The 25,765-nt window shown below is 65.0% G+C and carries 17 protein-coding genes; 13 read left to right on the forward strand and 4 right to left on the reverse strand.

Annotated features, from left to right (window positions below; translation table 11 throughout):
• Positions 1–58: 58 nt before the first annotated feature.
• Entirely contained in the window at positions 59–1,345 is a 1,287-nt protein-coding gene (locus llg_RS19480; protein WP_338286655.1) for an AI-2E family transporter, read from the forward strand.
• A 51-nt stretch (positions 1,346–1,396) separates the two neighbouring features.
• Positions 1,397–1,690: a DUF6172 family protein gene (locus tag llg_RS19485; RefSeq protein WP_338286657.1), complete on the forward strand. Its 294-nt coding sequence runs from the start codon at positions 1,397–1,399 to the stop codon at positions 1,688–1,690.
• A 7-nt stretch (positions 1,691–1,697) separates the two neighbouring features.
• Here the strand turns inward: llg_RS19485 and llg_RS19490 are convergent, their stop codons facing one another.
• Positions 1,698–3,866, reverse strand: coding sequence for a family 1 glycosylhydrolase (locus tag llg_RS19490; protein ID WP_338286658.1), 2,169 nt, complete (start codon positions 3,864–3,866; stop codon positions 1,698–1,700).
• Positions 3,867–4,063: 197 nt separating this feature from the next.
• Between llg_RS19490 and llg_RS19495 the strand changes: the two genes are divergently transcribed.
• Positions 4,064–8,215, forward strand: a complete 4,152-nt coding sequence (locus llg_RS19495; RefSeq protein ID WP_338286659.1) for an autotransporter-associated beta strand repeat-containing protein — start codon at positions 4,064–4,066, stop codon at positions 8,213–8,215.
• A 97-nt stretch (positions 8,216–8,312) separates the two neighbouring features.
• Positions 8,313–9,065: an ABC transporter ATP-binding protein gene (locus llg_RS19500; RefSeq protein ID WP_338286660.1), complete on the forward strand. Its 753-nt coding sequence runs from the start codon at positions 8,313–8,315 to the stop codon at positions 9,063–9,065.
• Positions 9,066–9,081: 16 nt separating this feature from the next.
• On the opposite strand, the gene llg_RS19505 is transcribed toward llg_RS19500, so the two are convergent.
• Positions 9,082–14,391, reverse strand: coding sequence for an autotransporter-associated beta strand repeat-containing protein (locus tag llg_RS19505; RefSeq protein WP_338286662.1), 5,310 nt, complete (start codon positions 14,389–14,391; stop codon positions 9,082–9,084).
• 616 nt (positions 14,392–15,007) lie between these two features.
• Here llg_RS19505 and llg_RS19510 point away from each other — a divergent pair.
• Entirely contained in the window at positions 15,008–15,805 is a 798-nt protein-coding gene (locus llg_RS19510; RefSeq protein ID WP_338286664.1) for an ABC transporter permease, read from the forward strand.
• Between the two features lie 62 nt (positions 15,806–15,867).
• Here the strand turns inward: llg_RS19510 and llg_RS19515 are convergent, their stop codons facing one another.
• Both llg_RS19515 and llg_RS19520 read right to left on the reverse strand, forming a co-directional pair.
• Positions 15,868–17,262, reverse strand: coding sequence for an FAD/NAD(P)-binding protein (locus tag llg_RS19515; protein WP_338286666.1), 1,395 nt, complete (start codon positions 17,260–17,262; stop codon positions 15,868–15,870).
• A gap of 85 nt (positions 17,263–17,347) precedes the next feature.
• Complete coding sequence (locus llg_RS19520) at positions 17,348–18,073, reverse strand: hypothetical protein (RefSeq protein ID WP_338286667.1); 726 nt, start codon at positions 18,071–18,073, stop codon at positions 17,348–17,350.
• A 266-nt stretch (positions 18,074–18,339) separates the two neighbouring features.
• Between llg_RS19520 and llg_RS19525 the strand changes: the two genes are divergently transcribed.
• From llg_RS19525 to llg_RS19560, 8 genes are all read left to right on the forward strand, one after another.
• On the forward strand, positions 18,340–18,933 hold the full coding sequence (locus llg_RS19525; protein WP_338286668.1) for an Rrf2 family transcriptional regulator: 594 nt from the start codon (positions 18,340–18,342) through the stop codon (positions 18,931–18,933).
• A complete protein-coding gene (locus tag llg_RS19530; RefSeq protein ID WP_338286669.1) occupies positions 18,914–19,114 on the forward strand; it encodes a YezD family protein in 201 nt (66 codons plus the stop codon). The genes llg_RS19525 and llg_RS19530 overlap by 20 nt, the downstream gene beginning before the upstream one ends.
• A gap of 216 nt (positions 19,115–19,330) precedes the next feature.
• Positions 19,331–20,767 carry an alginate export family protein gene (locus llg_RS19535; RefSeq protein ID WP_338286671.1) on the forward strand — a complete coding sequence of 479 codons (1,437 nt, stop codon included), beginning with the start codon at positions 19,331–19,333 and terminating at the stop codon, positions 20,765–20,767.
• Between the two features lie 7 nt (positions 20,768–20,774).
• Positions 20,775–21,800, forward strand: a complete 1,026-nt coding sequence (locus tag llg_RS19540) for a sulfate ABC transporter substrate-binding protein (protein ID WP_338286673.1) — start codon at positions 20,775–20,777, stop codon at positions 21,798–21,800.
• 111 nt (positions 21,801–21,911) lie between these two features.
• Positions 21,912–22,796, forward strand: coding sequence for a sulfate ABC transporter permease subunit CysT (locus tag llg_RS19545; RefSeq protein ID WP_338286674.1), 885 nt, complete (start codon positions 21,912–21,914; stop codon positions 22,794–22,796).
• Positions 22,797–22,798: 2 nt separating this feature from the next.
• Positions 22,799–23,641, forward strand: a complete 843-nt coding sequence (gene cysW, locus llg_RS19550) for a sulfate ABC transporter permease subunit CysW (protein WP_338286675.1) — start codon at positions 22,799–22,801, stop codon at positions 23,639–23,641.
• A gap of 76 nt (positions 23,642–23,717) precedes the next feature.
• A complete protein-coding gene (locus tag llg_RS19555) occupies positions 23,718–24,719 on the forward strand; it encodes a TOBE-like domain-containing protein (RefSeq protein WP_338286677.1) in 1,002 nt (333 codons plus the stop codon).
• Between the two features lie 256 nt (positions 24,720–24,975).
• A complete protein-coding gene (locus tag llg_RS19560; RefSeq protein WP_338286678.1) occupies positions 24,976–25,758 on the forward strand; it encodes an Hsp33 family molecular chaperone HslO in 783 nt (260 codons plus the stop codon).
• Positions 25,759–25,765 lie beyond the last annotated feature (7 nt).

Raw genomic sequence — 25,765 nt, forward strand, 5'->3', positions numbered from 1 at the left:
CCCCGCCGGTTTTTCCAATTCCTCCCCGGGCCCTGGATCTGCTAGACCATGCCGCGAAATGTCCCGCTTCCCCACCCGCTTCCAGCAAAAAACCCTCTGGAACGCCGCCACCGGCCTCGGGCTGCTCGTGCTCGGTGCGTTGTTGGTGGGCTTCACCTGGCTGGTGGGACAGATGTTCGGCTTCCTGCAGCCGGTTCTCATCCCGCTGCTCATCGCCGGCGTGATCGCCTACCTGCTCGATCCGGTCGTGGTGTGGCTGGAGAAGCGCGGGATGAAGCGCCTGTGGGCGGTGATGATCGTCTTCTTCGCCCTGCTGCTCACCTTCGGCGGCATGGCCGCGGCCTTGGTGCCCGGCATCAAAAGCGGCAAGCAGGCGCTCCAGAAGGTTTTCCAGCCGAACAAGCAAGCCCCACAGGACAGCCCCGACGACGACAAGCATCTGATCCCGCAGCTCGTCAGCTCCCTCCGGAAACTCCGCTCCGAGCACCCTTCCGACCCCATCGGCTGGGCGCTCACCGAGGTGGACGATCACGACGACCCCGTCGCCAAGCCGTCCGAAGCGGAAACCCTCGAATTCCTCGCCACCACCCGCGTCGGCCGGATGTTCTTCGAAAACAAGGACACCATTCTTTCCACCGGCCGCTCGTGGCTGAGCACCGGCACCAGCAAGGTGCTCGCCTTCCTCGGCCTCGTCCTCGGCATGATCATGGTGCCGGTTTACCTCTTCTTCTTCCTGAAGGAATCCGCCGCCATCCGCGACCACTGGCACGACTACGTCCCGCTGAAGGCCTCCCGTTTCAAGACCGAGCTGGTCGATTGCCTGAAGGAGATCAACGGCTACCTCATCTCGTTCTTCCGCGGCCAGGTGCTGGTGGCGCTCATCGACGGCGTGCTGGTCGGCATCGGCCTGACCATTTACGGCCTGCCCTACGGCCTGCTGGTGGGTGCCTTCATGGCCATCCTCGGCGTGATCCCCTACATCGGCAACATCCTGTGCCTGGTGCCCGCCTGCATCATCGGCTACCTCCACGCCCAGGGCGTGGCCCCGTGGGGCCTCGGACCCACCGGCTACGTGATCGGGGTGGTGGCCATCTTCGTGGGTGTACAGCAGATCAACTCGCTGGTGACCGCGCCCAAGATCGTGGGCGACTCGGTGGGCCTCCATCCGCTGACGGTGATCTTCTCGATGCTGTTCTGGTCGCTGGTGCTCGGCGGCTTCGTCGGTGCCCTGCTGGCCGTGCCCCTCACCGCCGCCGTGAAGGTGCTCTTCCGCCGCTACATCTGGGAACGCCAGCTCAAGGAGGACGCCGAAACCGCCGGAGTTCCGAGGATGTTCGACGATTGACCTGCCGTTTCCGCGATGGACAAACGGGGCGTCCGGGGCCACAAGCCGCCCGTGAAGAAGACGTTCCCGCTCCAGGTCGAAGGATTGAAGCCCCCGCGCGTGGTGGAGGCCATCAAGCACGACATCCGGAAATACGTGAAGCGGGAGCGCCGCAAGGCCCTGCCGGAAGGCGTCGATTTCTGGGATTTCCACTGCCGGGTGGGTGCCGAGGCAGCCAACACCAAGGCCATTCACGTGGACGACATCCCGCGTGAGATCGACGAGGCGGCCAAGGCCGAGCAAGCCGGAATCTACATCGAGATCCTCGCCGCCCCGGGCACCCGCTCGAAGAAGCCGCAGAGCTGAGGTCCACTCAGCCCTTCTCCGCCTGACGGGAGGTACCCGCGTCGATGATGTCGCGGTAAACCCGCACCTCGTCGGTCTCCACGCGACGAAGAGACGGATCCTTGTCGAGATCCACGAAGTAGAGCCCGAAATCGGTATTCGGATCGAAGGGGTGCCCCCATTCGCGGTTCGAGGTGATGGACCAGCAATTGTAGCCGCGCACCGGCACGCCCTTGTCGAGCGCGCGCTCCACCTGCGCGAGGTGGAGCCGCAGGTACTCGCCACGGGGGATGCCATTTGCCTCCGGCACGCTGCCGTTTTCCACGATGAACAATTCCTGGTCCGGGAACCAACGGTGGAACCGCTGCAACGCGTGGAAAAGCCCCTGTGGCCACACCGGCGCTTGGATGAACTTGCCGTGCGCCGCATCCTCCAGCGAGCGGAAGCGGTGGAGTTTCCGGGTGGGCAGGCCCCAATAGTAGTCCAGCCCCACGAAATCCTGCGCGCCGACCGCCTCGTCCGGGCACAACTCGACCGGCAGCCGGCCCGAGGTTCCGAGATACCACCAGTTCGCATTCGCGATCAGACTGGTGGTGCCCCAGAACCGCCACGCCCAGTTCAGCCAGCTCGTTTTCGAAGCCAATGCCTTCGCCCGGCGGGAGGGCTCAAGTGGCACGATCTCCAACAGATTCTCGTCCCCCATCACCTGGTGGGCGATGCGCCGCGCCAGCAGAAGCTCGAGCCCCTCCCCGCGGCACGCGGGTGAAAGCCCCGGCGTGTCCTTGCGCAGGCCGATGCGGATGCGCCCGCGGCGGCGGATGCGCTTCATCGAGCGTCCCCGCCCCTGCCCCGGTGCTTCGTTCTCCGCCGGCCCCCACAACACCTCCGCCAACGAAACCGGCGGCAGCTTGTCCTCTCCCAATGGCGCCGCGGGGTGAATCCACGGCTCCTCCCGGGCCGCCGTGACCTCGCGCTGGAACGTGGCCACCACCCGGTTCACCCGCTCCAACAGGTCGCCGTGGCCGTTCGGAGCAAGCACCACGTAGGACTCGTCGCTCAACCCGCTGACAAGAAACCGGAACGAAGCGCTCTCCTCCAACCCGTGCGGTATGAGGTAAGGAGCATCCCCATACACGGCCTCCACCGCTCCGGAGGCCAGGGCACCACGGGCTTCATCATAGTTGGCAAAGATCCGCTTTTTCGCAGAAGGCGGCAGGTCCCGTTTCCATCCGTCCGGCTGGTTGCCAATGCCGAGCACCCCCACGCGCCGCTCCACGAGTGAATCGATTCCCTCACCCGGCCAATCCGTCCGCACCAGCACCGCCTTGCCGGTGCGCAGATACGGGTCGCTGGACTCGAAGCGATCGTGCCGCCCGGCAGTGATACCGCCGATCACGAGATCCACCTTCGCACGCTCGCCCACCAGGGCGCCACGGGTGGTGAATTTGAAAAGCGCCTCGGACAACCGCCGGTGGCAGGCCGCCCAATCCATGAGCATCTGGAGCCACGTCGGAAAGCCGGTCACCAGGGGATTCACGCCCACCTTCGCTTCGGACCGCCGCGCTTGGATCGCCACCCGGGCCCGGGCATGCGCCCGGAAAAGGGAAGGCACCAGCCGCCCCACCGCCGCCGCCTCCTCGTCCACTTCCTCACCACGCGGCAATCCCGGCGGCATGTAGTAGCGGTTCCGCCACCACGGCTTGATGTAGCCGAAGGTGAGCTGGCTCGGCTCATTGAAGGTGATCCAGTAGTCGACCAAATCCCCCAGCGCCTCCGCCACCCGGTCGGCATAACGGGCGAAGAGATCCGGGAACCGCTTCCCGATCATCCCGCCGTGGTCCCGCTCCAACCACACCGGCCAGACGAAGTGGTGCAGCGTGAGCATCACCTGCATGCCATGGCCGCGGATGCACTCCGCCAGCCGCCGGTAGTGGGCCAGCGCCTCCGGATCGAACCGCCCCTCCGCCGTTTCCACCCGTGCCCACGCGGTCGAGAAGCGGAACAACTTGCAGCCCATCGCCGCGGCCGCCGCGATATCCTCCTCGTAGCGGTTCCAGAAATCCGTGGCCCGTCCACGGGGCGAAAGCCCCTGGGTGCGCTCCCACAGATCCCACACATCCTCCCGCGCCGGATCGTGCGCCTCCACCTGGTGGTCCGCGTTCGCGGTGCCGAAAAGGAAGTTCAGGGGAAAGGGCATCGGATGCCTCACTTGTGGCCCTCGAACGCCCGCCGGACAAGCGGGAACCTGCGTCGCTTCCGTCGCCTGTTTCCCTTCTATCAGGCGGAAACTACGTAGATTCTGCCAAACCGGGATCGGCAGTTTTTGGGAGTTCCGGCCGTTTGATCCGCCCCCTGATGGCGTGCAACTTCCGCACGCTTCGCACTCCCGGCATCATGAAATCCAAACTCCTCCCTCTCTTCGTCGTCGTTTGCCTTTCGCCCACGACATTCGCCGACACCATTTCGTGGGTCGGCACGACCACCGGTGACTGGACCACTTCCTCCAACTGGAGCAACAACGCCGCCCCTGCCGCAGGCAACGCCTACGTGGTGAGCGGCACAGGCAAGGCCATCCTCTCGCCATCGGGCGGTGGTGCCCTCACCTTCGCAGGCGACTCCCTCACCGTGAGCAATGGTGCCATCCTGCGGCTGTACTCGACCTCCAGCGGCACCACCACGTCCACCGACACCATCCCCAATCTGACCGTCAATGGCGCGACCATCAGCCCGGCCAGCAACAACGGCTCCGTCACCGGAGTACTCGCCAACCAGGCCGCCCTCGCCAACGCGGTGACGGTGGAGATGAACGACACCGGCAGCTTCACCAACACGCTGACGTTCAACAACGGCTTCACCGGCACCGGCAGCCTGACCATCCAGCGGAGCGGCGGCAACGGCACCAGCCGCAACGTCAACATCAGCGGCACCAACTCCACATCCGCCTACAACGGCGCAGTCACCACCAGCGGCAATAGCTCGTCGAAAACCACGGCTGTGACGATCGGCACCGGCAGCGGCTGGGGCGGTGGCAGCCTGACCGTGGGCCAATGGTCCTCCGTCACGCTCACCGCCGACACCACCGGCACCGGCGGAGCCACCGTGAATGCGAACGGCTCGCTGGCCATCGGCAACGGGTCCACGGCGGGATCGCTCCCCGTGGATATCGTCAACAACGGCACGGTGAGCTTCAACCGCACCAATGCCCTCATCCGGAACAACGCCATCTCCGGCACCGGCAGTGTCACTCAGAACGGCACCGGCACGCTGACCTTGGCCGGAAACAGCAGCTACACCGGTGGCACCACGGTTGCCGCGGGCACCCTTTCGCTCGCCCATGCAAACGCGGTCGGCACCACCGGCACCATCACCATGAACGGCGGCGGGCTCCAGTTCACCCCTGCGAACAAGAGCGATCTCAGCGCCCGCCTCACGCTGGCCGATGGTAAAACCGCCACCTTCGACACCAACGGCCGCTCGGTCAGCTTTGCCACCCCGCTCACCACCGGAGCCGCCGCCACCGCCGCCCTCACCAAAACCGGCTCAGGCACCCTCACCCTTTCCGGTGCCAACACCTACACCGGCGCGACCACCGTCAGCACGGGCACGCTCAATCTCTCCGGCTCGTTGACCTCTCCGGTGACCGTTGCCTCGGGTGCTGTTCTCGCCGGATCCGGCACCACCACCGGTGCCATCACTCTCGCCACCGGCTCGACCGTGATCGCGGGAGCCGCCTACGTGTCCGGCAATGGAGTAACCGCCACCGGCGTCAGCGTCCTGCCTGATTCCGCCAGCGTGGTGATCGGCACCAATTTCCTCAACGTCATCGGCTATGGCTCCAGTGCCCCGGCGGCCGGCGAGTTCTCCACCGCGGGCTACCGCAACGGGCTTGCCTCCGATGACACCGCCAACGCGAGAATCATCCTTCAATTCGACGCCGCCGCCCGCACCTGGGCCGGAACCACCGGAAACTGGGACCTTGGAACCAGCACCGCCTGGACGGAGGGCGATCAGAAGTTCTACACCGGTGACACCGCCACCTTCGGTGACATCGCCGCGGACAATGTCGTGACCCTCACCGGCACGCTCGCTCCCTCCGGCCTCTCGGTGACGAACAACACCACCTTCAGCTACACCTTCTCGGGCACCGGCTCGATCACCGGCACCACCTCCCTGTTCAAGTCCGGCACCGGTAATCTGGTCATCGGCACCACCAACTCCTACACCGGTGGCACCATCCTCAATGGAGGCACCATCACCGCCACCGCCGCCGGAGCCCTCGGCACCGGAGCGGTCAGCATCGCCACCGGCACCATCGCCCTCAACGGCGGCACCCTGACCAACACCATCACCGGCACCGGTGACATCCTGGCCACCGGCACCACCCAAGGCACCCTCTCCGGAAACCTGGGCGGCCTCATCGGCACCGCCACCGTCTCCACCACCGCGGGCGGCAAGCTCGCGGTGACCAACGCCGCGGTCCTTCCCGCCACCCTTCCCATCAGCGTCGCCTCCGGTGCCACCCTCTATGGTGCGAATGCCACCACCATCGACAGCACGGTCACCCTCAATGGCGCCGGCAATACCGAAAACCTCGGAGCCCTGCGCCTCGACAGCGGTGCCACGGTGAGCGGGGGCGTGGTGCTGGCCGCGAACTCCTTCATCGGCAGCAACAGCGGAACCGGCATCATCAGCGGTGTGATCAGCGAGACAGGCGGAGTCCGCACCCTCACCAAACAAGGTGGCGGCACGGTCATGCTATCCGGTGCAAATACCTACACCGGCTCCACGATTCTCGCGGGAGGAACCCTGCTGGTCGGTTCGGCAAACTCCCTGTCCACCACCTCGGGCATCTCGTTCGGAGCCACCGCCTCGACCTTCGACGTCGGCGCGTTCTCGGCCACGGTGAATGCCCTCACCTTCAACACCGCCGTCACCACCAGCCTGACCCACAACGTCCGCGGCTCCGGCACTCTGACCCTCAACGGGGCAGCCGACCTGCTGCTCCAGAACTCCGGCAGCAGTACCCTCGGCGTGACCCCGACGGTGGACATGAGCAGCCTCTCCTACCTGGTCTACAACCGCTCCTCCAACAACGTTTCCATCGGCGGCACCGGCAACCAGCGCGCGATCACCGTCCATCTGGCCAACACCAGCACCTTCACTGCCGCCAACTTCAACATCCAGGATTCCACATTCAGCGCCGGCAACACCACCAAGACCACCACGGTCTCCCTAGGCACCGCCACCACCATCAACGCCAACACGGTCAACACCCAGACCAACACCTGTGACAGCGCGATCCTGCGCTTCCGCAGCGTGTCCCAGCCCCGCCTGACCGTCCGTGCCACGAACGGCACCGACCGGGCGGCCTGGAACGTGGGCAACCGCACCGCCACCACCAACAGCGCGAACACCGCCACCGTCGATCTCACCTCGAATGCCAGCGGCGGCACCACACTGGACGCTCTGGTGAGCACCCTCACCCTCGGGTCCCAATCGGTCAGCGGCACCCTCGGGTCCACTTTCCAGATGGGCGGAGGCACCCTCGATGCCACCACCATCCTGGTCGGCTCCATCACCGGCAGCGGCACCCTCACCTCGACCTTCTCGGTCACCGGTGGCATCGCCAAGGTCGGCACGCTGACCCTCGGCAACCGCACATCGGGGACGCTGAACTCCACCGTCAACCTGAACGGTGGTGGCACCATCGCCGCACAGACCATCCAGAACGGCAGCGGCACAACCACCAGCACCCGCACCTTCAACTGGAACAGCGGCACCATCACCACGCTGGATGCCAGCACCGACCTCACCGTCAGCAGCGCGCTCAAGCTCGCCGCCACCGGCACCCACGGCTTCGACATCGGCACGAGCCGCACCGGCACCGTGAGCGGGGTCATCAGCGAAGCCGCGGCAGGCGCCTCTCTCACCAAGACCGGCGCGGGCACCCTGGTCCTTTCCGGCGCGAACACCTACACCGGTGACACCCTGGTGAACGGCGGCAAGCTCTCCATTGGCAGTGCGGTCCTCGCCGACACCGCGGACGTGAAGCTGGCCAACAGCGCGGTCCTCGATCTCACCCACGCCGCCACCGACACCATCGACGAACTCTACATCGACGGCGTCCAGCAGGCTCCGGGCACCTGGGGCTCCCTCACCTCCTCCGCCACCCACAAGACCGCCCGCATCACCGGCACCGGCCTCCTGCAGGTGACCACCGGCGCGGCTGGCGGCTACACCACCTGGGCCACCGCCAATGCCGGTGGGCAGGCCGCCGATGGCGACTACGACAACGACGGCGTGAAGAACGGCGTGGAATACTTCTACGGTCCCTACGGATCGGGCCCGACGGTGAGCGGCAACACCATCACCTGGCCGAAGGACACCACCGCGACCGCCACCCCGGTCGTGGAAACCTCCACCGACCTGATCACTTGGACACCGGTGACCTTCGTGGACAACACCCCCACCACCCCGTCCATCCAATACACGCTTTCGACCGGCAGCGCGAAGCTCTTCGTCCGCCTCCGCGTGACCGTCCCGTAACGGATCCCGTTTCCCTCCAATCCCGCCAGGCACCCCGCCTGGCGGGATTTTTTTTCGCCACGCTGGACGCCGCGAATACCCCGTGCATCGTAGCTCCGTGCGCGAGCCCGTCCTTGAAATCGACCACGTCGTGAAACGCTTCGACGGCTTCACCGCCGTGGATGGCGTGTGTCTGGATGTCCATGCCGGCGAGGTCGTGGGCCTGCTCGGCGTCAATGGCGCGGGCAAGACCACGCTGATGAACATGATCCTGGGCCTGATCACGCCCACCGCGGGCAGCATCCGCGCCTTCGGCATGGATCTGGCGAAGCATCGCATGGAAATCCTGCGCCGCTCCAATTTCTGCACCACCTACGCCGCCCTCCCCGGAAACGTCAGCGTCCGCAACAATCTGACCATCTTCGCCGGCCTCTACGGGGTGAAGAAGCCGAAGGTCAAAGTCGCGGAGCTATTGGAGCTTCTGGAAATCACCAAGCTGGCGGACAAGCCCACCGGCCAGCTCTCCGCCGGAGAATCCACCCGCGTGAACCTCGCCAAGGCCCTCCTCAACGACCCCGAACTGCTGCTGCTCGACGAGCCCACCGCCTCGCTGGACCCGGACATCGCCGACAAGGTCCGCAAGCTCGTCCGCCACGTGCAGAAGGAACGCGCCCCGGCCATCCTCTACACCTCCCACAACATGCGGGACATCGAGGAGGTCTGCGACCGCATCCTCTTCCTCCACCAGGGCAAGATCCTCGCCAGCGGCACCGCGGACGATCTCACCCGCCACTTCCAGGAGGACGACCTTGAGAACGTGTTCATCAAGATCGCCCGTTCCGGAGAAGTGGAGACAGCCGCGGCCTCTTGACCAAGGCCGCGGCCTCTCAGGGCGAGACCACGCGAGTCCGAATGAAGACCGCCGGCGCGCTGTCCGGTCCACCGGTGGTACGGAAGGTGTGGTATTCCCATCCCGCGTTCGGAGCAGGCAACCCCGCCGTGATCGCGGGCACGATCTCGGACACCGGCTCGGAGTTATCCCAATCCATCACATCCACCGTGGCCTCCACGGTGTAGTCAATCCCATCCACTGACGCCACCTGGCGGTTCTCCTGTTCCAGGAATGCCGCACCGGCGCGCACCGCGATGGTGTAGGTGTAAACGCTCTCTCCACCCACGGTGTTCATGCCCGTGAAGATCTTCGCCTGCGATCCATTGGACGACGGATCGCCATCAAGGGCGAACTCCAGCAGGTTGGGCTGGCCATCGCCATCCGGGTCGGCGGTTTTACCGGCATCCAACCCGGTCAAGCCATGGTTCGCCGCCCACGCGTCGTACGGCGGAGCGCCCGTGGTGGCCAGCAGCTTGCCCGTGCCGGTGATGAGGGAGGTTTCATGATCTGCCCCCGAGCCAAGGGCACCCCAGGTCCCCGCAGCCTGCAGGACTCCATTGAGCGTCAGGCTGGCGATGGTGTCGGTCGCCGAGTGAGACAGGTTCAGCGTTGCCCCTCCCGCGATTCCCACCGCCGCCCCGTCCGCGAGGAAGGGCGAGGAAAGCGACAAGGTGCCCGCGGAGACCGTAGTGCCACCCGCATACGTGTTCGCACCGGTCAGCGTGGTGGCCCCGGTGCCCGCATGGGTCACCGACCCGGTGCCCGAAATCACCGCCGCGACCGTGAGCGATCCCGTGCGATTGAAGACCACCGCGCCGTTGTCAACGATGGTAGTGGAAGCCACGCTCCCGGTGGCACCACCATTGCCTAGCTGTAGGACACCTTCGGAAACCGTGGTGGCCCCGCTGTAGCTATGGGTGCCCGTCAGGACCAAGGTGCCCGCGCCCGCCTTCACCAAGGCCAAGGAGCCCGCCGTATTCTTGATCATGCCGGTGAAGGTGGTGCTCGCGTCATTGCCGCCGACCGACAAGGTCGAGATGCCCGCGCCGGTCTTGTCCACCGTGCCACTTCCGGAGAGCCCGTCGATGGCCTCGTCATAGGTGTTCAGGTCGAGCGTGCCGTTCACCGTCACGCTGCTGCCCGCCGGGATGGCATTCGCCACGCCGAGCTGGAGAAGCCCCTTCGTGTTCACCGTGGTGCCGCCGATCCAGGCATTCCCGGCATTCGAAAGGACGACTTTCTGGACGCCCGTGGTGGCGCTGGTGCTGTTGTTGACCGTGACATTGCCGACGTTCCCACCGATCGCGCCGCTGACCACGATGGTCCCGTTGTCCACTCCGCTCGCGTCCTCTCCGGTGCCGCTGTTGGAGAAAGTGACATTGCCGGACGGATTCACCGATCCGGCCAAGGTCATCGTGTAACTGGAGATCCCGGCAGTGGTGCTGATGGTGCCGTTGAACGTTACGTTGTTGGTCCCGGTGATCGCCGAGTTGATCGTCGGCGACTGGAATCCGAAGTTACCGATCACCAGCGTGCCGGTGGTGGTGCCGAGCGCAACCGGCTTGGTGATGGTCGCGGTGGAGAAATTGAGGATCGCTCCCATGCTGCCACCGGTGGCCCCCAGCTTGATCGTGCCGGTGGCACCAAGAGCGCTGGCATTGCGGGCGAAAATCGTGCCGCCATTGATGAACACGTTGCCGATGGTGTTGGCGTTGTTCTGGAGATCGAGCGTGCCGCTGTTGTGCGTGAGCGTGCCGGTGCCGAGGTTCAACACCGCACCAGCGCGGAAGGTGACGCTGCCGGTGTTCGACCAATTCAGCCCGCTGCCGGTGACGTTGTTGTTGATCGTCATCGCCGCACCGGAATTCGACCATGCCTGGCTGCCCGCCAGCGTGATGGCCACGTTCTGGCCGCTGACAGCCGATCCGATGGTGAGCGCACCGCCCCCCGAATTGACGGTGATGCCGCCGACATCGAGCGTCAGCGTGCGGTTGGTCCCACCACCCGTCAGCGAGGTCGTGCCGCTGGTGGCCACGGTGATGCCGCCGACACTCTGGTTCGCGTCCAGCGTGATGGCCTGTACCGTGGTCAGGCCCGTCATGTTGAACACCGCCAGGTTCGTCGTCCCCGGAACCACCGCGGGATCCGGCGTGGTGGCCCCGCTGGCCGTGGACCAATTCGCCGCCGAGTTCCAACTGGTGGACGTTCCATCCCAATACAGGTTGGTGAGGGCTCCCGCCACGTTGACCGCCACGGTGGTTTCGGCGTAAGCCCCGACCGTGTCGGTGGCCCGCACCACGAAGCTGTTCACTCCGGTGTCGCCCGCCGCCGGAGTACCGGTGAGCGCGCCATTCGCCGCCACTGTGAGCCAAGCGGGGCCACTGGTCTTCGAGAACGTCAACGTATCACCCGGATTCGCGTCGCTGGCGTCCGAGGAAACACTCGAGGAGAACGCGTTGCCCACGAACACCGAGGGCTTCACCAGCGGATTCCCGCTGAACACCGGCGCGAAGTTGTGGGTGTAATCCAGCTTCACATTGTCCACCCGCAGGTCCGCGTTGATACCGCCATTGCGGATGAAGATCGTCGTGAAGGTGGTGATCACCGGCGTGGTGTCGGTGGCGGAAATAGTGGCTCCGTCCACCGTGCCCGTGACCATCATCCCGGTGGCGGTCTTCAGCAGAGTGAACGTCGCCGTGTGCTTGAGCTGATCATTGAGCGAGGTGTGGCTGCCTGCGGTCAAGGTGCCCACCGTCCCCCCGGAATTGAATCCGCCATCCGCCCCGGTGTCCTCGGTCACGCTGTAGTTGGTCGCCCCGCCGGTGCCGTGCTGGATGCCGAAGCCGTCGCCATCGTCATTGAACAGGCCGAACCGGAAACCGCCCGAATTATTCGCCACGGTCTGGGTGTAGCGGAAATCGAAGCTCAATTTCAGGCTGTCCCCGGTATTGACCAGCGAGCGCGGATCGAACGGCGCGGAGATGCCGCTGAAGGTCCCGGTGGCGTCCATGTTAAGCGCGTTGCCGGTGCCGAACGTCGTGTCCGCTGCCAGTGTCAACGTCGCCCCGCCGCCGGTCCAGCCAAGGTCGAGCGCGTCGCCGGAATCGTTTCCGATCGTGGGCGAGGCCGTATCGAAGCCATCGTTCGCCAGCGTGGCGAGGGAACCCGCCGAGTCGCTGACGCTTACGTTGTCGAAGGCCGCCACGCCGAGGTCACCGGCGATGTGGCTGCACACCGCGAGGCCACCGCTGATCGTCGCCGACATGGAAAGGGTCGCCGTCGCCACCTGCGTCCAGCTCGTGCCATTCGCGGAAACGTAGCCGGTGAGCACGTTGCCCACGCGGGTCATGCGCACCCAGTTGTTCGGAGCGGCATTCAAGGCCGGACCGTTCACGTTGGTCGTCGCCCCGCTGGCGGCGGAGCGGTATTGGAACGAGAACCCGTTCGAGGGAGTGACATACATCGAGGCATGCGCCGCCCCCGCCCCGGTGCCATCGCGAAGCATCACGCCGGCCTTCGCGTAGCCATTGGAATTCGCCTGCTGGGTCACCCTCGCCCGCACGTCGCAATCGCCGCTGAGCGACTGCCTCACGAAGTGGAAGGCATCCGCGGTGCTCCAGATGTCCGCGCCCGCGCCATAGATGAGATGGGTGCTGTCCGCGAAGGTGGCGATGCCGGTGGCTCCCGTCGTTCCGATGTCCCCGAAGGTCCATGGCGGCGGCGGTGGCGCGGTGTTGAGATTCACCAGCACATCCATAGAATCGAACGACGCGCCGGTGACCTTCGCGAGCGTGGTGAGATACACCTTGTTCGGAGCATCCACGAAGGTCCGCCCCACCGCCAGAGGCGCATCGGTCAATCCGTTCGCGGAGCCCGAGGTCATGTCGAGGATCTGGGTCTTACCGTTGCCGGTCCCCGTCGGCCCCCACCGCACCTGCACGCCGTTGTCGTTGTAAGTCGCCTGCGTGCCGCTGCGCTCGGTCATGTAATCCAGGCAATAGTCCTGGCTCGCGGTGCGGGCCACCTTCAGCCCGCGGATGCCGGTGGCGGTGGACTTGTCGTGCGCGGCGACGCGATAGATGCCGCTGGTGGTCACGGTGGTGATGTCGGAGCCGGTCAGCCAGTTCAGGTAAAGTTTGTAGCGGGCATTGTAGGGCGAATAGACGTCGCCATTGCCCATCGTATTGTAGGGATCGCCGTATTCCGAGGTCGTGCCACCGCTGGCGATCGGATTGCTGCCGCTCACCACGTAGCTCTGGGCATGGTTCAGCCCGAGATTGTGCCCAAGCTCATGCGTGGCAACCTGGGCCGCGTAGGTGGTGCCCTCCGCACGCAGCCATGTCTTGTTTCCGCCCACCGTGCCGAGGCCGGCGAAGGTGAAACCCGGCGTGCCGTTGTCCATGCATACCATCACGAACGAATAGTTGCCGGGCGTGTAGCCCGCCGTGGTGGCCGCGGCCAAAGCATCGCTGTAGAGCGTGCTGGACGATCCATTGTATCCGGTCGAGCCCGCCACCTTCGGCATCCGCAGGATCGGTGTGGTGGCGCTCGCCGTCGTGTTCACCGTGCAGCGGCCGTAGCTCCACGCCGACCACGCGTTCGCGATGTAGGGCAGGATCACCGCGCCATCCACCGGCGGCGAGGTGTGGTCGGAGAAATCGACACGGATGAAGAGGATCGTCTTCGAACCCTCGGTGTGGGACGATTCCGCCAGAACCTCGGCTCCGCCGCCATCACCACCCGCGGCCGCCACCGGCTCGGCCTGCGCCCGTGTGGCCTGTTCCGCCGCGGTCTGTTGTTCCAACTCCAACGCCGCATGTGCCGAGGAACAGAACAGATCGGTCGTGGTTCCCACCGCCAATCCCGCCTCGTCGCCTTGACTACGGGTGTCCTCCTCGGACACCGGGCAAACCGCTCCGCCCGCCGCGGCATGGACATCCGCCACTTCCACCGGCTCCAGCAAACGCCCGGCGGTGGGCCGCACCACGATCCCGCCATCGAGCTGGTAACCGTGGATCGGCACGCGGTAGCGCGACGGTTGCTCGGAACGCTCCGCCGTCACATAAGCCTCCAGCAGCTTGCCATTCACACGAGCCTCGTAATGGTCCGCCGGAGCGGTCTGCCCTTCCTCCGCGACTCCGGCGAAGTGCTCGAGATCGCCGCGGGCATCCACCGGCTTCTCCAACAGAACAAGCACCTCACGCGGCAACATCCGCCGCACCGTTTCAGGCACCGCCAGTTCCAGCGCCCGCGCCGGATCACTCCGCATCAGCACCCCGAACTCCGCCCGGCGTTTGGTGGCCAATTCCACACCTTCGCCCACGAGAGCGGTTCTCCCCTCTCTTACCGCACCAGCATAACGTTCCGTCCAATCCCGGAACGCTTGGAACGCTGGCTCGGCCACCGACTCCCGCCACACCAGGTCTTGACGGCGGGCTTTTCCAGCCGCCCGGATCGTCACCGCCGCGGCTTGCCGGGGTGACTCGGTTTCCGGAACCAGGACGCGGGGCACCACCCGGTCCGCCCCCTTCAATGGAAGGTCGGAGTGGTGTCCACGATGCAGGCAAAGGCTAACACCCGCGACCGCCAAAGCAGACGCGAGCAGGATGAGACGGGATCGTCTGGTGAAATGAGACATGGGTTTTCGAATGGGTTTTCTTCGGTCGATGGCCCACACCGCGTGGAGACGCGGCCATACCGATCCCTGCCGCCGCCCGGAAGCCGGACGAAGACAGGTCGCTGGATCGGAAAGGAGCCATCATGGGACCCTCACCCTACGCTTCCCCCTGATTTTCAAATAGTCGGCAATTCCACCGACACGCGCGCTAGGCCATCATCCCGCAATTCCGCGCTGGATTCGCGCGTGGCCGGTGCAATGGTCGGGGCGCGCTCCCGCCCCGAACCGTCACGCGCCGCCCCGCTTGAACCCTCGCACCATTTACGCCCTTCTCAGCCGCTACATCCTCCTCTACGCGCGCAATCCCGTGCGTCTGTTCGAGCTGTTCTTCTGGCCCATCGTCCAGCTCTTGATGTGGGGCTTCGTGTCCGTCTCGCTCCAGAACCAAGGCGGGCTCGGCACCCACGGCTTCGTGCCCTCGCTAATCGCCTCCACCATCCTGTGGGACGCCCTTTTCCGCTCGCAGCAGGGCGTTTCCATCTCGTTCCTCGAGGACGTGTGGACGCGCAACCTGCTCAACATCTTCGCCGCGCCGGTGCGCATGACGGAATACGTCGCCGCGGCCTGCGGAGTGGGCGTGCTGCGCGTGGCCATCACCGCCGGGGTGCTCGCGGGCATCGCCGCCATCGCCTACCGCTTCAATATGTTCCAGTTCAACCTGGCGCTCTTCGCCTGGTATGCGAACCTGATGCTCTTCGGCTGGGCGCTGGGCATCATCTCGATCGCGCTGATCGTGAAGTGGGGCCACGGCGCCGAATCGCTGGCGTGGGCGATCCCGTTCATGGTCCAACCGTTCTCCGCGGTCTTCTACCGGGTTCAGGATCTCCCCGGCTGGATGCAGCATGTGGCGATGGCCATGCCCACCGCCCACGTCTTCGAAGGCATGCGCAACGTGATGTCCGGCAAACCACTGGACTGGTCCCACCTCGGCATCGCCCTGGCGCTCAATGCCGCCTACCTCGCCTTCGCGGGGTTCCTCTTCGCCCGCACCCTCGCCTCCGCCCGCGAAAAGGGCAAGCTGGTGAAGGTGGCTTCGTCCTGAACGGAAAAGAGCGGCTTCCCGAAAGAAGCCGCTCCCATATCCACCGGATGCCACCGGACATTTCACGCCACGGCCGCTAGATCCGCCGTGGGGCTTTTCTCCAGCTCACCCGCGATGCGCGCCGCCAGCGCCGCTGTGTGCAGTCGCAGTTCCGGCACAGCCGTCGCCTCGAAATAACGCGCGCGTAGCATCGGCCCCACCACATGCAGCCACGGCGTCGGACGCCCGTCCCGCTGCACCGCGCGGTAGTCGGCCAGCGTTTCCACACCGAGGCGGTGCTCATCCGTGGTGATGAAGCCGCGGCGCAGAAGGTTCACGAGCAGCGGATGACGCAGCGTGTGGATGTCCCGCGCCGGACCGGTGGCATCGATGATGCGGGCCGCCTCCAGCGTGCGGTTCGGCAGGTGGCGCGTGCGCGTGGCGAACTCCAGCGACCAGTGCTCCCCTTTCCGCTCGACCGACACCAGCGCGCCGCGGTGCACCGTCAGGCGTCCGCTGAGGATCAGGCGGTCGATCAATGCGCGGGTCTCGGGCGCGCTCTGGTGACGGTGGATTTCCCAGAACGGGCTGATGAAGCGCAGGAAGCGCTTGCGGTCCCGCTTCGACAACTCCTGCCACAGCCCCGGTGTGTAGGGACGGATCGCGGCGAAAAGATCGCGCCAGTTGCCCCCCGCGGCCTCATGCGCGGCGATCGCCTGGCGGAACAAACGCACGCTCTTCCGCAGGTTCGAATCCGGCAGGTGATCGAGCTCCGGCACCGGTACATTCGACGGCGGCGCGTAGGCGTGCGGCAGCAACCCATGGCGCGAGGTGATGTGGATCGGACCGCGGTGACCGCGGCGTTCCAGCTCGCCCACCGCATCGATCATCGAAAGCGCCGTGCCGATGACGACCACCGGCGCATCCGGATGCAGGCCATCGTAGGCATCCGCATCCCGCGCCGCGCGGGTATGGGACGACCACAGCGAGGCGCGGAACGCCGAACCGCGGTTGCCCGTGGCCAGCACCACCCGCGACACCTGCTGCGTGCTTCCATCCTTCAGCACCAGGCTGGCGCGGTCCGGATGCTGCGAGTCCGCCACCAGATCCACCACCGAGGAGTGGCGCACCTCCAGCCGCGGATGACGCTCCAGCGCCTGGCGCAACAGCGACCTCAAGTAAGTCCCGTAGATCGAGCGCGGCAGGAACTCGCCTGCCTCGACCTCGCGCCCGAGGGTCTGGCTGGCAAAGATCCGGAAATGATCCGGCCGCTCCGGAAAGGCGCTCATGCCTCCTGCCCGGACATTGAGCAGGTGATCGGAGGAACCGGTGCCATAGGCAAGGCCGGGCCCCACTTCGGGGCTCTCTTCGAACAGGATGATCGAGGTGTCGGGCAGGCGCTTGGCCAGGTGGATGGCGGTCAGGGTACCGCTGAAGCCACCTCCGACGATGGCGATGGGAAGACGGGTGGAACTCATGATGGTGGATCGTTGGTGAAATGGACGGGCAATGGACGGACACGAAAAGCGGCCGCACCGGAGAGGTGCGGCCGCTGGGAATCATTCAGGAGAGACGGCGGGCCTTCACCCGGCAGGCTCCAAGCAGGTGCGAGTAGGTTTCCAGGACGCGCCCGATGAAGCGGCTCACCGCGAGCACATCACCGGCCTGCGTCCACGTTTCGGGAACCTCCACCTCCAGGTGCCAGCGGGTGGTGTTGAACGCCGGCACGAACGAGGACAGCAGCGGCGGCGATGGCAGCCCGCGCGCCTTGCCGACGTTCGACGCCAGCACCTGGAACAACCGTACGTCCGAGGTGCCGCCGATCACCAGCGAGTTGCCGGAGGTCGGACGGATCTCGATCAGGCCATCCGGCACGGATTCGCGGAACTGGTCGAGCACGTAGCCGAGCACCGGCCATCCGGATAGATCCGGCGCTTCCTCGCCGAGCTCCAACGTCACCGGATCACTCACCGGCAGCACGCGGAAGATCTGGTCGACCGCGATCTCCGGCCGCAGCGTCGCGACCTCGATCAACTGGAGCAGGATGTCGGACGCCACCGTGCTGGTCGGCGTGTTGTGCGCCAGCAAGCCGATCGTCCGCGGCGGTGAACCATCGGAAGATGGCCCTTGGAAGGTGAACACCGGCGAGCCGAACTTGAATCCGTGGAAATAGATCGGGTGCTCGATGCGGCCTGCCAGGCGTTCGGAAATTTCGCAGTGCTCGGCAAACCCTTGGAGCAACTGTTTCAGATTGGTCCGGAATTCCGGAGCAAGGGGTCGTGTCTTCATGGAGTGCTTTGGTTTGGATGAGCAGCGGCTCAATGCCGCGTTCCTTTTCCCACTAATCGATATAGTTTTATATGTCCAGCTTGATTTGGAGATTGAAAGGAAGGGCATCCAAAAAGATTTCGGCTGCTAGAATCAATCGTAACCATTTGATTTTCATTTTAAATCCAAAACCCAACCGGGATACCGCCTCGACAAAATGCATCTTTCCGGTACTTTTTTCTTGAGCCCACCCGCTTAATCCACCACTAGTCCATCCAGATTTCCGAATGCATCTTTCCAAGAAAGCAGAGTACGCCCTACGTGCCACCATCCACCTGGGTATTGCCGCCGAACTTGGCCTGTCCACCGTCGCGGGAGCTGATCTCGCGGAGGCAAACCGGCTCCCGCTCAAATTCGTCGAACGTATCCTCCAGGAACTCCGGGAGGCTGGCATCGTCGAAACCCGCCGCGGGAAGTTCGGGGGATATGCCCTCGCGAAATCGCCGGACTCGATCCGCATCGGGGACCTGGTCCGTCTCATGGACGGCCGCCTGGCTCCGATCTGCTGCGCCAGCGAAAACGCCTACCAGCGCTGCTCGTGTCCGGACGAGGCCCACTGCGGCCTCCGCATGCTGATGATCGATGTCCGCAACGCCATCGCCAACATCCTCGACCGATACACCATCGCCCAGGTCGTCGAAGTCACTCTGCGCAAGATGCGCCGTGACGGAGTCGAACCACCCTTCGCCGCCCAGCTCGGAAGCCAAGCCGGGAAACCCGCCGCCAACAAGCGCCGCGCGGATCCCGAGGATGGCTTCCTGGCGGGTCTCTCACAACTCGCCCTCCAAGCCTCAGCTCCTGATGAACCCGAAGACCACTGACCGCATCGTCCCCATCAACGGATCCAACTCCGATTGGTTGGAGGTGGTGCGCACCAAAGTGGAAGCGCTCCGCTTCGGCTCCGTCCAGATCATCGTCCACGATGGACGCGTGACCCAGATCGAAGCCCTCGAGAAGACGCGCTTCAATTCCCCAAGGGAAGAAAACGGCCAGTCGATCTGACCCGGCCCGGTCCCCCTAGGACCACCCTCGCTCGCAAGAGACCGACCGGAACACCGGAGGAATCGGAGAGCGGTACGATATCCGCCGTAGCACGGCGCCCGTCCGCCTTTCCGATTCTCCGTCTTCCGGTCTCTTTTTGCCCAAAAACAACCCTCGGAGCCCATCCGGCACGAGTTTCGCACCACCCGGTTCCCCGAAAGGGAACAATTCTCCACCATGAAGACCCCTGATCGACACGCCGCACCCCGGCGCTCCATCGAGGCCCGCGGCACCAGCCGCCAGCCGTCCCGCCTGACCATCACCACCCTGCGGATCCCGCGTCACCTGGCCTCCGCGGCCATGTTGACCGCGCTCGCCGGTGTCGCCCATGCCGGCACCGCCCCCGCTCCCCAGGCCGGACCATCCGATTGTCTTCTCAACGATTTCAAATTCGACGCCGAAATCCGCGTCCGCGACGAATGGACGGACAACGTTCGCGACTTCAACGACAACGTGAATGCCGCCGATGACGACGGTTGGCTCATCACGCGCACCCGCCTCGGCCTCGCCTACCAGCCGGTCGAGTGGCTGAAGCTGTATGCCCAGGGCCAGGACTCCCGCGAGTTCTTTTCCGGTCGTCCTCATGACACGCTGAACGGCGCGAACGGCGACGACACCTTCGACCTCCGCCAGGGATACATCTCCATCGGCGACCCGAAGGACTGGCCCGTCACCTTCACGCTCGGCCGCCAGCCGCTCGACTTCGGATCGCGCCGCGTCCTCGCCGACAGTAACTGGAGCAACTACGGCCGCACCTTCGATGCCGCCCGCGCCACCTGGAAGGTGAACAAGGACTGGCAGATCGATGCCTTCGCCGGCAATGTCGTCACGATCGAGGAAGACCGCTTCAACGATTCCGACCACAACGCCGACCTCATCGGCATCTACGCCTCCGGCAAGATCTGCCACGGCCAGACGCTCGATTTCTACGCCGTCCACCTCGACAGCGAGCACAGCACCGTGGCCTCCGTGAAGGGGGACTTCTGGACGCTCGGCTCGCGCTTGTTCCGGAAGGCGGCGAAGGACTCGCCCTGGGACTGGGAACTCGAGGCCGTCGTCCAGACCGGCGACGTTCTCTCCGGTGCCAAGGAGCTCGATCTCCTTGCCTTCGGCGGTCAGGCCACGCTCGGCTACACGTTCCAGCATGCCACCTGGAGCCCGCGTGTCAGCGTGAACTACAGCTACGCCAGCGGCGACGACGACCGCACCGATGGCGACCAGCACCGTTTCCTGCCGGTCTATCCGTCCACGCACAACATGAACGGCCTGCTCGACTCCGTCGGCTGGGCGAACATCCACGATCCCTACCTCGAACTCACCGTCACTCCGGCGAAGGAGTGGAAGGTCGGCCTCCAGGCCCACGCCTTCTTCCGCGCCGAAACCGGCGACTTCGTCTACCGCGCCAACGGCTCCTCCACGCTCCGCACTCCCGCGGGCTACAATGGCGACCGTTTCATCGGCACCGAAGTCGACCTCTACGTCCAAACCAATCTGACCAAGGAACTCGAACTCCTGGCCGGCACCGGCGCCCTGTTCGCGGGTGACTACCTCGAGAGCTCCGGCACCTCCGACACGGCGAAGACCGCCTACGTCCAACTCACCTACAAATACTGACCCCCTCATGAAACCGCTCCGCATCCCTGCCCTGCTCGCCCTCGCCGCCGCGACCCTGCTGTCGTCCGCGTGCAAGAAGAGCCACGACACCGCCGCCTCCGGCGGTGCCGTCTCCCTACTGAACGTCTCCTACGACCCAACCCGCGAGCTCTACGTGGAGTTCAACAACGCCTTCGCCAAGCACTGGAAAGAGAAGACCGGCGCCGATGTGAAGATCGAGCAATCCCACGGTGGCTCCGGCAAGCAGGCCCGCTCCGTCATCGACGGTCTCTCCGCCGACGTCGTCACACTCGCCCTCGCCGGTGACATCGACGCCATCGCGAAGTCCGGTGCCCTTCCCGCCGATTGGGAAGCCAAACTCCCCGAGCACAGCGCCCCCTACACCTCGACCATCGTCTTCGTCGTCCGCAAGGGCAACCCGAAGGGGATCAAGAACTGGGACGACCTCGTGAAGTCCGGCATCGGCGTGATCACCCCGAACCCTAAGACCTCTGGCGGTGCCCGCTGGAACTACCTGGCCGCCTGGGCCTGGGCGAACAAGGAGTTCGGCGGCGACGAGGCGAAGGTGAAGGACTACATCACCAAGCTATTCAAGAACGTGCCGGTGCTGGACAGCGGTGCCCGTGGCTCCACCACCAGCTTCGCGCAGCGTGGCCTCGGCGACGTGCTCCTTTCCTGGGAAAACGAGATCGCCCTGCTGGAGAAGGAATTCCCCGGCCAGACCGAGGTCGTCTATCCGAGCCTGAGCATCCTTGCCGAGCCGCCGGTGGCCGTGGTGGAAAAGAACGCCACCAGCCACGGCACCACCGAGGTCGCCACGGAATACCTGAAGTACCTCTACACGGCTGAAGGCCAGGAGATCGCGGCGAAAAACCGCTACCGCCCGCGTGATCCGAAGGTCGCCGCGAAATACGCGAAGGACTTCCCCACCCTTACCCTGGTGAACATCCGCGACGATTTCGGCGGCTGGGAAAAGGCCCAGAAGACCCATTTCGCCGATGGCGGCACGTTTGACCAGTTGACTGCCAAATAAGTCATCATTGCCGCTTTGCCGCGCATGCCCGGTTGGACATAGTCCGCCCGGGCATGCGTCGTGCTCCGCCCGACACTTCCGATCCCGCATTCCGACCACCACCACCACGCAATGTCGCGTCGCCGCATCATCCCGGGCTTTGGCCTCTCGCTCGGCTATACCATCACCTACCTGAGCGTGATCATCCTGATCCCGCTGGCCGCCCTGTTCCTGAAGGCGAGCCAGATGGACATGGCGGATGCCATCAAACTGCTGAAATCCCCGGCCATCGTGGCCGCCGCGAAGCTCAGCTTCGGAGCCTCCGCCCTGGCCGCGGTGTTCAGCTCCGTCCTCGGGCTGCTGGTCGCCTGGGTGCTGGTCCGCTACCGCTTTCCCGGCCGCAAGTTGTTCGACGCGATGGTGGACCTGCCCTTCGCCCTCCCCACCGCGGTGGCCGGCATCACCCTGACCCAGATCTATTCCAACAAGGGCTGGGTCGGCCAATATCTCGCCAACGGTGCCAAATGGTTGAAGGAAAACCATCATCCCGGCGGCTGGCTCGGCGAGTGGGTCGACACCGTGGCGCAGCGCGGTGCAGCCTACAGCTCGATCGGCGTCTTCATCGCCCTGTTCTTCATCGGTCTGCCCTTCGTGGTCCGCACCGTGCAGCCCGTGATGGAAGACCTTTCCCGCGATACCGAGGAAGCCGCCGCCACGCTCGGAGCCGGACGTTGGACCGTCTTCTGGCGCGTCATCTTCCCCTCGATCCTGCCGGCCCTCATCACCGGCTTCACGCTCGCCTTCGCGCGCGCCGTCGGGGAATACGGTTCGGTCATTTTCATCTCGGGCAACCTGCCGCTGAAAACGGAAATCCTGCCCTCGCTGATCATCTCGCAGCTCGAGCAGTTCAAATATGAATCCGCCGCCGTGATCGCTGCCGCGATGCTGCTCGTCTCCTTCGCGCTCCTCTTCATCATCAATCTCCTCCAGCGCCGTCTCAACTGGCGCACCCGCTGATCATGCCCGCCCACAAAAACGTCACGACCGAATCCCTCGGAGTGAAAATCGTGCTGATCGGCGCGGCTTGCTCCGTGCTGGTCTTCTTCCTGTTGATGCCGTTGGCCGCGGTGTTCCTCGAGGCATTCCGCAAGGGAGCCGAGGTCTTCGCCAAGGCGCTCGTCGAGCCCGCGGCGATGTCCGCCATCAAGCTCACGCTCATCACCGCCGCCGTCACCGTCCCCTTCAACGCCCTGTTTGGCGTCGCCGCCGCCTGGCTGGTGACGAAGTTCCGCTTCCCCGGTCGTTCGCTGCTCCTCTCGCTCATCGACCTGCCATTCGCCGTGTCCCCGGTCATCGCCGGTCTGGTGTGGATGCTGATCTTCGGCTCGAAGGGCTGGTTCGGCCCGTGGCTGGACAAGCACGATCTCCAGATCGTGTTCGATACCCCCGGCATCATCATCGCCACCATCTTCGTCACCTTCCCCTTCGTCGCCCGCGAGCTCATCCCGCTGATGGAAACGCAGGGCACGGACGAGGAGGAAGCCGCCGTCACCCTCGGCGCGCACGGTTGGCAAATCTTCCGCCGCGTGACCCTGCCGAACATCAAGTGGGGCCTGCTCTACGGCGTGCTGCTCTGCAACGCCCGCGCCATGGGCGAGTTCGGCGCCGTCTCGGTCGTCTCCGGCCACATCCGCGGCAAGACCAACACCCTGCCGTTGCAGGTCGAGGTGCTCTACAACGAGTACCAGTCCAGCGCCGCCTTCGCCTGCGCCTCGCTCCTCGCCCTGCTCGCCCTCGTCACCCTCATCGTGAAGGACGTCATCGAACGCTACGCCGGCCACGCCGGTTCCAAGGGCCACTGAAACTTCTCACCCACGCCACCAAGTCTCCAGCCTCTTCGTTTAGTGCTTTGGATTTAGTGCTTAGAATTTCTCTTCCATGTCCATTTCCATCCGCTCCATCAACAAAACCTTCGGTGCCTACAAGGCCCTCGACAACGTGTCGCTCGAAGTGCCGAACGGTTCACTGACCGCTCTCCTCGGCCCGTCCGGCTCCGGCAAGACGACGCTCCTGCGCATCGTCGCCGGCCTCGAGTTCGCCGATGAGAACAGCGGCGCGATCCACTTCCACGGTGAGGACGTCACCACCCTGCACGCGGGCAAGCGCGGCGTTGGCTTCGTGTTCCAGCACTACGCGCTGTTCCGCCACATGACCATCGCGGAGAACATCGCCTTCGGCCTCACCGTTCTTCCTTCCAAGCAGCGGCCGTCCTCGACCGAGATCAAGAAGCGCGTCAGCGAGCTGCTCTCGCTGGTCCAGCTCGAAGGCCTTGAAAACCGCCGCCCGGACCAGCTTTCCGGCGGCCAGCGCCAGCGCGTCGCCCTCGCCCGCGCCCTCGCCATCCGCCCGAAGGTGCTGCTGCTGGACGAACCCTTCGGCGCGCTCGATGCCAAGGTCCGCAAGGACCTCCGCCGCTGGCTCCGCAGCTTCCACGATGAGATCGGTCTCACCACCCTGTTCGTGACCCACGACCAGGAGGAAGCCCTCGAACTGGCCGACCAGGTGGTCGTCATGGCGAACTCCCGCATCGAGCAGGTCGGTGCGCCGCAGGAGATCTACGATCACCCGGAATCCCAGTTCGTCATCCGCTTCCTCGGCAACGTCAACGCCATCCGTGACTCCCGCGATCCGGACTCCCCGGTCTACGTGCGCCCACACGATGTCGGCGTCCTGTTCGCCGCCGAGGCCGACCCCGCCACCGACCGTCTCGCGCGCGTCCATCACCTCTTCTCCGCCGGTCCGATCGCCCGCCTCAGCCTCCGTCTGGAAGACGGCCAGTTCGTCGATGCCGAGCTGTCTCGCCAGCAACTCGAGGAACTCGGCCTCGGCGTGGGCGACCCCGTCGCCGTCCGCATGCAGGGTGCCAGCCGTTTCGAGTAGGGCCCCGATCATTCGCACGCCTAGTTTGGACAGGATTTACAGAATTTGCAGAATTTACAGAACAGAGAAGAGAGTGGAGATGGATCGAATCCAAAGCCGCTCCTCTGAATCCTGTGAATTCTGCAAATTCTGTAAATCCTGTCCGAACAGGCTGATTTTTTAAGTGGAGCCGCCTCTCTCACGGATTTCGAAAAAGGAGATCTCCCCACCGCCCCGCTCTTGCAGCCCGGCTCATCCTACGGCATCCCTGAGCCACATGAGTGACGAAAGCGGCAACTTCGAGACCCCGGAGGAATTCACGAAAATCGAGTCGATCTACGTGCGCCATCGCAATGCCTTGATGGTTCGCGGCCAGTTCACCCCGGTCTACACCGACTACTACCTGCACCTGATGCAGCACGGGATCCGCCACAATGGCGATCTCGATTTGATGCTGAAGGACTTCATGGCCCTCATCACCCTCCACGCGGTCGCCCGCCCGTGGGCCGAGACCATCGCGTGGACCGTGAACCTCCGCGCGCCGCGCATCAATCTCTTCGCCACCGCCAGCTCGCTGCAGGAATCCGTGACCGGCCGCCTCTTCACCGAGGACGTCCGCGAGCCGGACCGCAACCTGTTCTATTCCCAAGTCCTGGCCCCGAACCAACACGAGCCGCGCATCTCCACCCTGGAGGTGGATGGCAAGGATCCCGTGTACTGGGTGGAGCAGTACTACCGCCAGTCCGAGCAACGGCCCGGCAAGGCCTTCCGCCTCCCCGACGAGGAGTTCGTCCTGATGGTCGCCCAGCCGGATTGCGACATGGAGTGGTTCAACTCGCTCGACGAGGCCACCGTGGCCGTCATCGAGACCGCGGAGGAAACCAAGCTGCTGGAAACCCGCCGCCTGCGTTTCCACTGCGGCTGCACGCTGGACAAGATCCTGCCGGTGCTGGGCAACTGGCGCGAGCGCCCCGAGGAACTGTTCGAAGGCGAGGACTCCATCACGATCCAGTGCCCGCGCTGCGCGGCCCGCTATGTCATCACCCGTGACATGCTCTGAGAGCCGT

The organism is Luteolibacter sp. LG18 (assembly GCF_036322585.1).
GTDB lineage: Bacteria > Verrucomicrobiota > Verrucomicrobiia > Verrucomicrobiales > Akkermansiaceae > Luteolibacter.

Bases quoted from the DNA above. Each gene is read 5' to 3' on its own strand.
- llg_RS19540 (WP_338286673.1), top strand. From the start codon at position 20,775: ATGAAACCGCTCCGCATCCCTGCCCTGCTCGCCCTCGCCGCCGCGACC.
- llg_RS19525 (WP_338286668.1), top strand. From the start codon at position 18,340: ATGCATCTTTCCAAGAAAGCAGAGTACGCCCTACGTGCCACCATCCAC.
- llg_RS19545 (WP_338286674.1), top strand. From the start codon at position 21,912: ATGTCGCGTCGCCGCATCATCCCGGGCTTTGGCCTCTCGCTCGGCTAT.
- llg_RS19535 (WP_338286671.1), top strand. From the start codon at position 19,331: ATGAAGACCCCTGATCGACACGCCGCACCCCGGCGCTCCATCGAGGCC.
- llg_RS19560 (WP_338286678.1), top strand. From the start codon at position 24,976: ATGAGTGACGAAAGCGGCAACTTCGAGACCCCGGAGGAATTCACGAAA.
- cysW (WP_338286675.1), top strand. From the start codon at position 22,799: ATGCCCGCCCACAAAAACGTCACGACCGAATCCCTCGGAGTGAAAATC.
- llg_RS19520 (WP_338286667.1), bottom strand. From the start codon at position 18,073: ATGAAGACACGACCCCTTGCTCCGGAATTCCGGACCAATCTGAAACAG.
- llg_RS19555 (WP_338286677.1), top strand. From the start codon at position 23,718: ATGTCCATTTCCATCCGCTCCATCAACAAAACCTTCGGTGCCTACAAG.
- llg_RS19495 (WP_338286659.1), top strand. From the start codon at position 4,064: ATGAAATCCAAACTCCTCCCTCTCTTCGTCGTCGTTTGCCTTTCGCCC.
- llg_RS19490 (WP_338286658.1), bottom strand. From the start codon at position 3,866: ATGCCCTTTCCCCTGAACTTCCTTTTCGGCACCGCGAACGCGGACCAC.
- llg_RS19515 (WP_338286666.1), bottom strand. From the start codon at position 17,262: ATGAGTTCCACCCGTCTTCCCATCGCCATCGTCGGAGGTGGCTTCAGC.
- llg_RS19480 (WP_338286655.1), top strand. From the start codon at position 59: ATGTCCCGCTTCCCCACCCGCTTCCAGCAAAAAACCCTCTGGAACGCC.
- llg_RS19530 (WP_338286669.1), top strand. From the start codon at position 18,914: ATGAACCCGAAGACCACTGACCGCATCGTCCCCATCAACGGATCCAAC.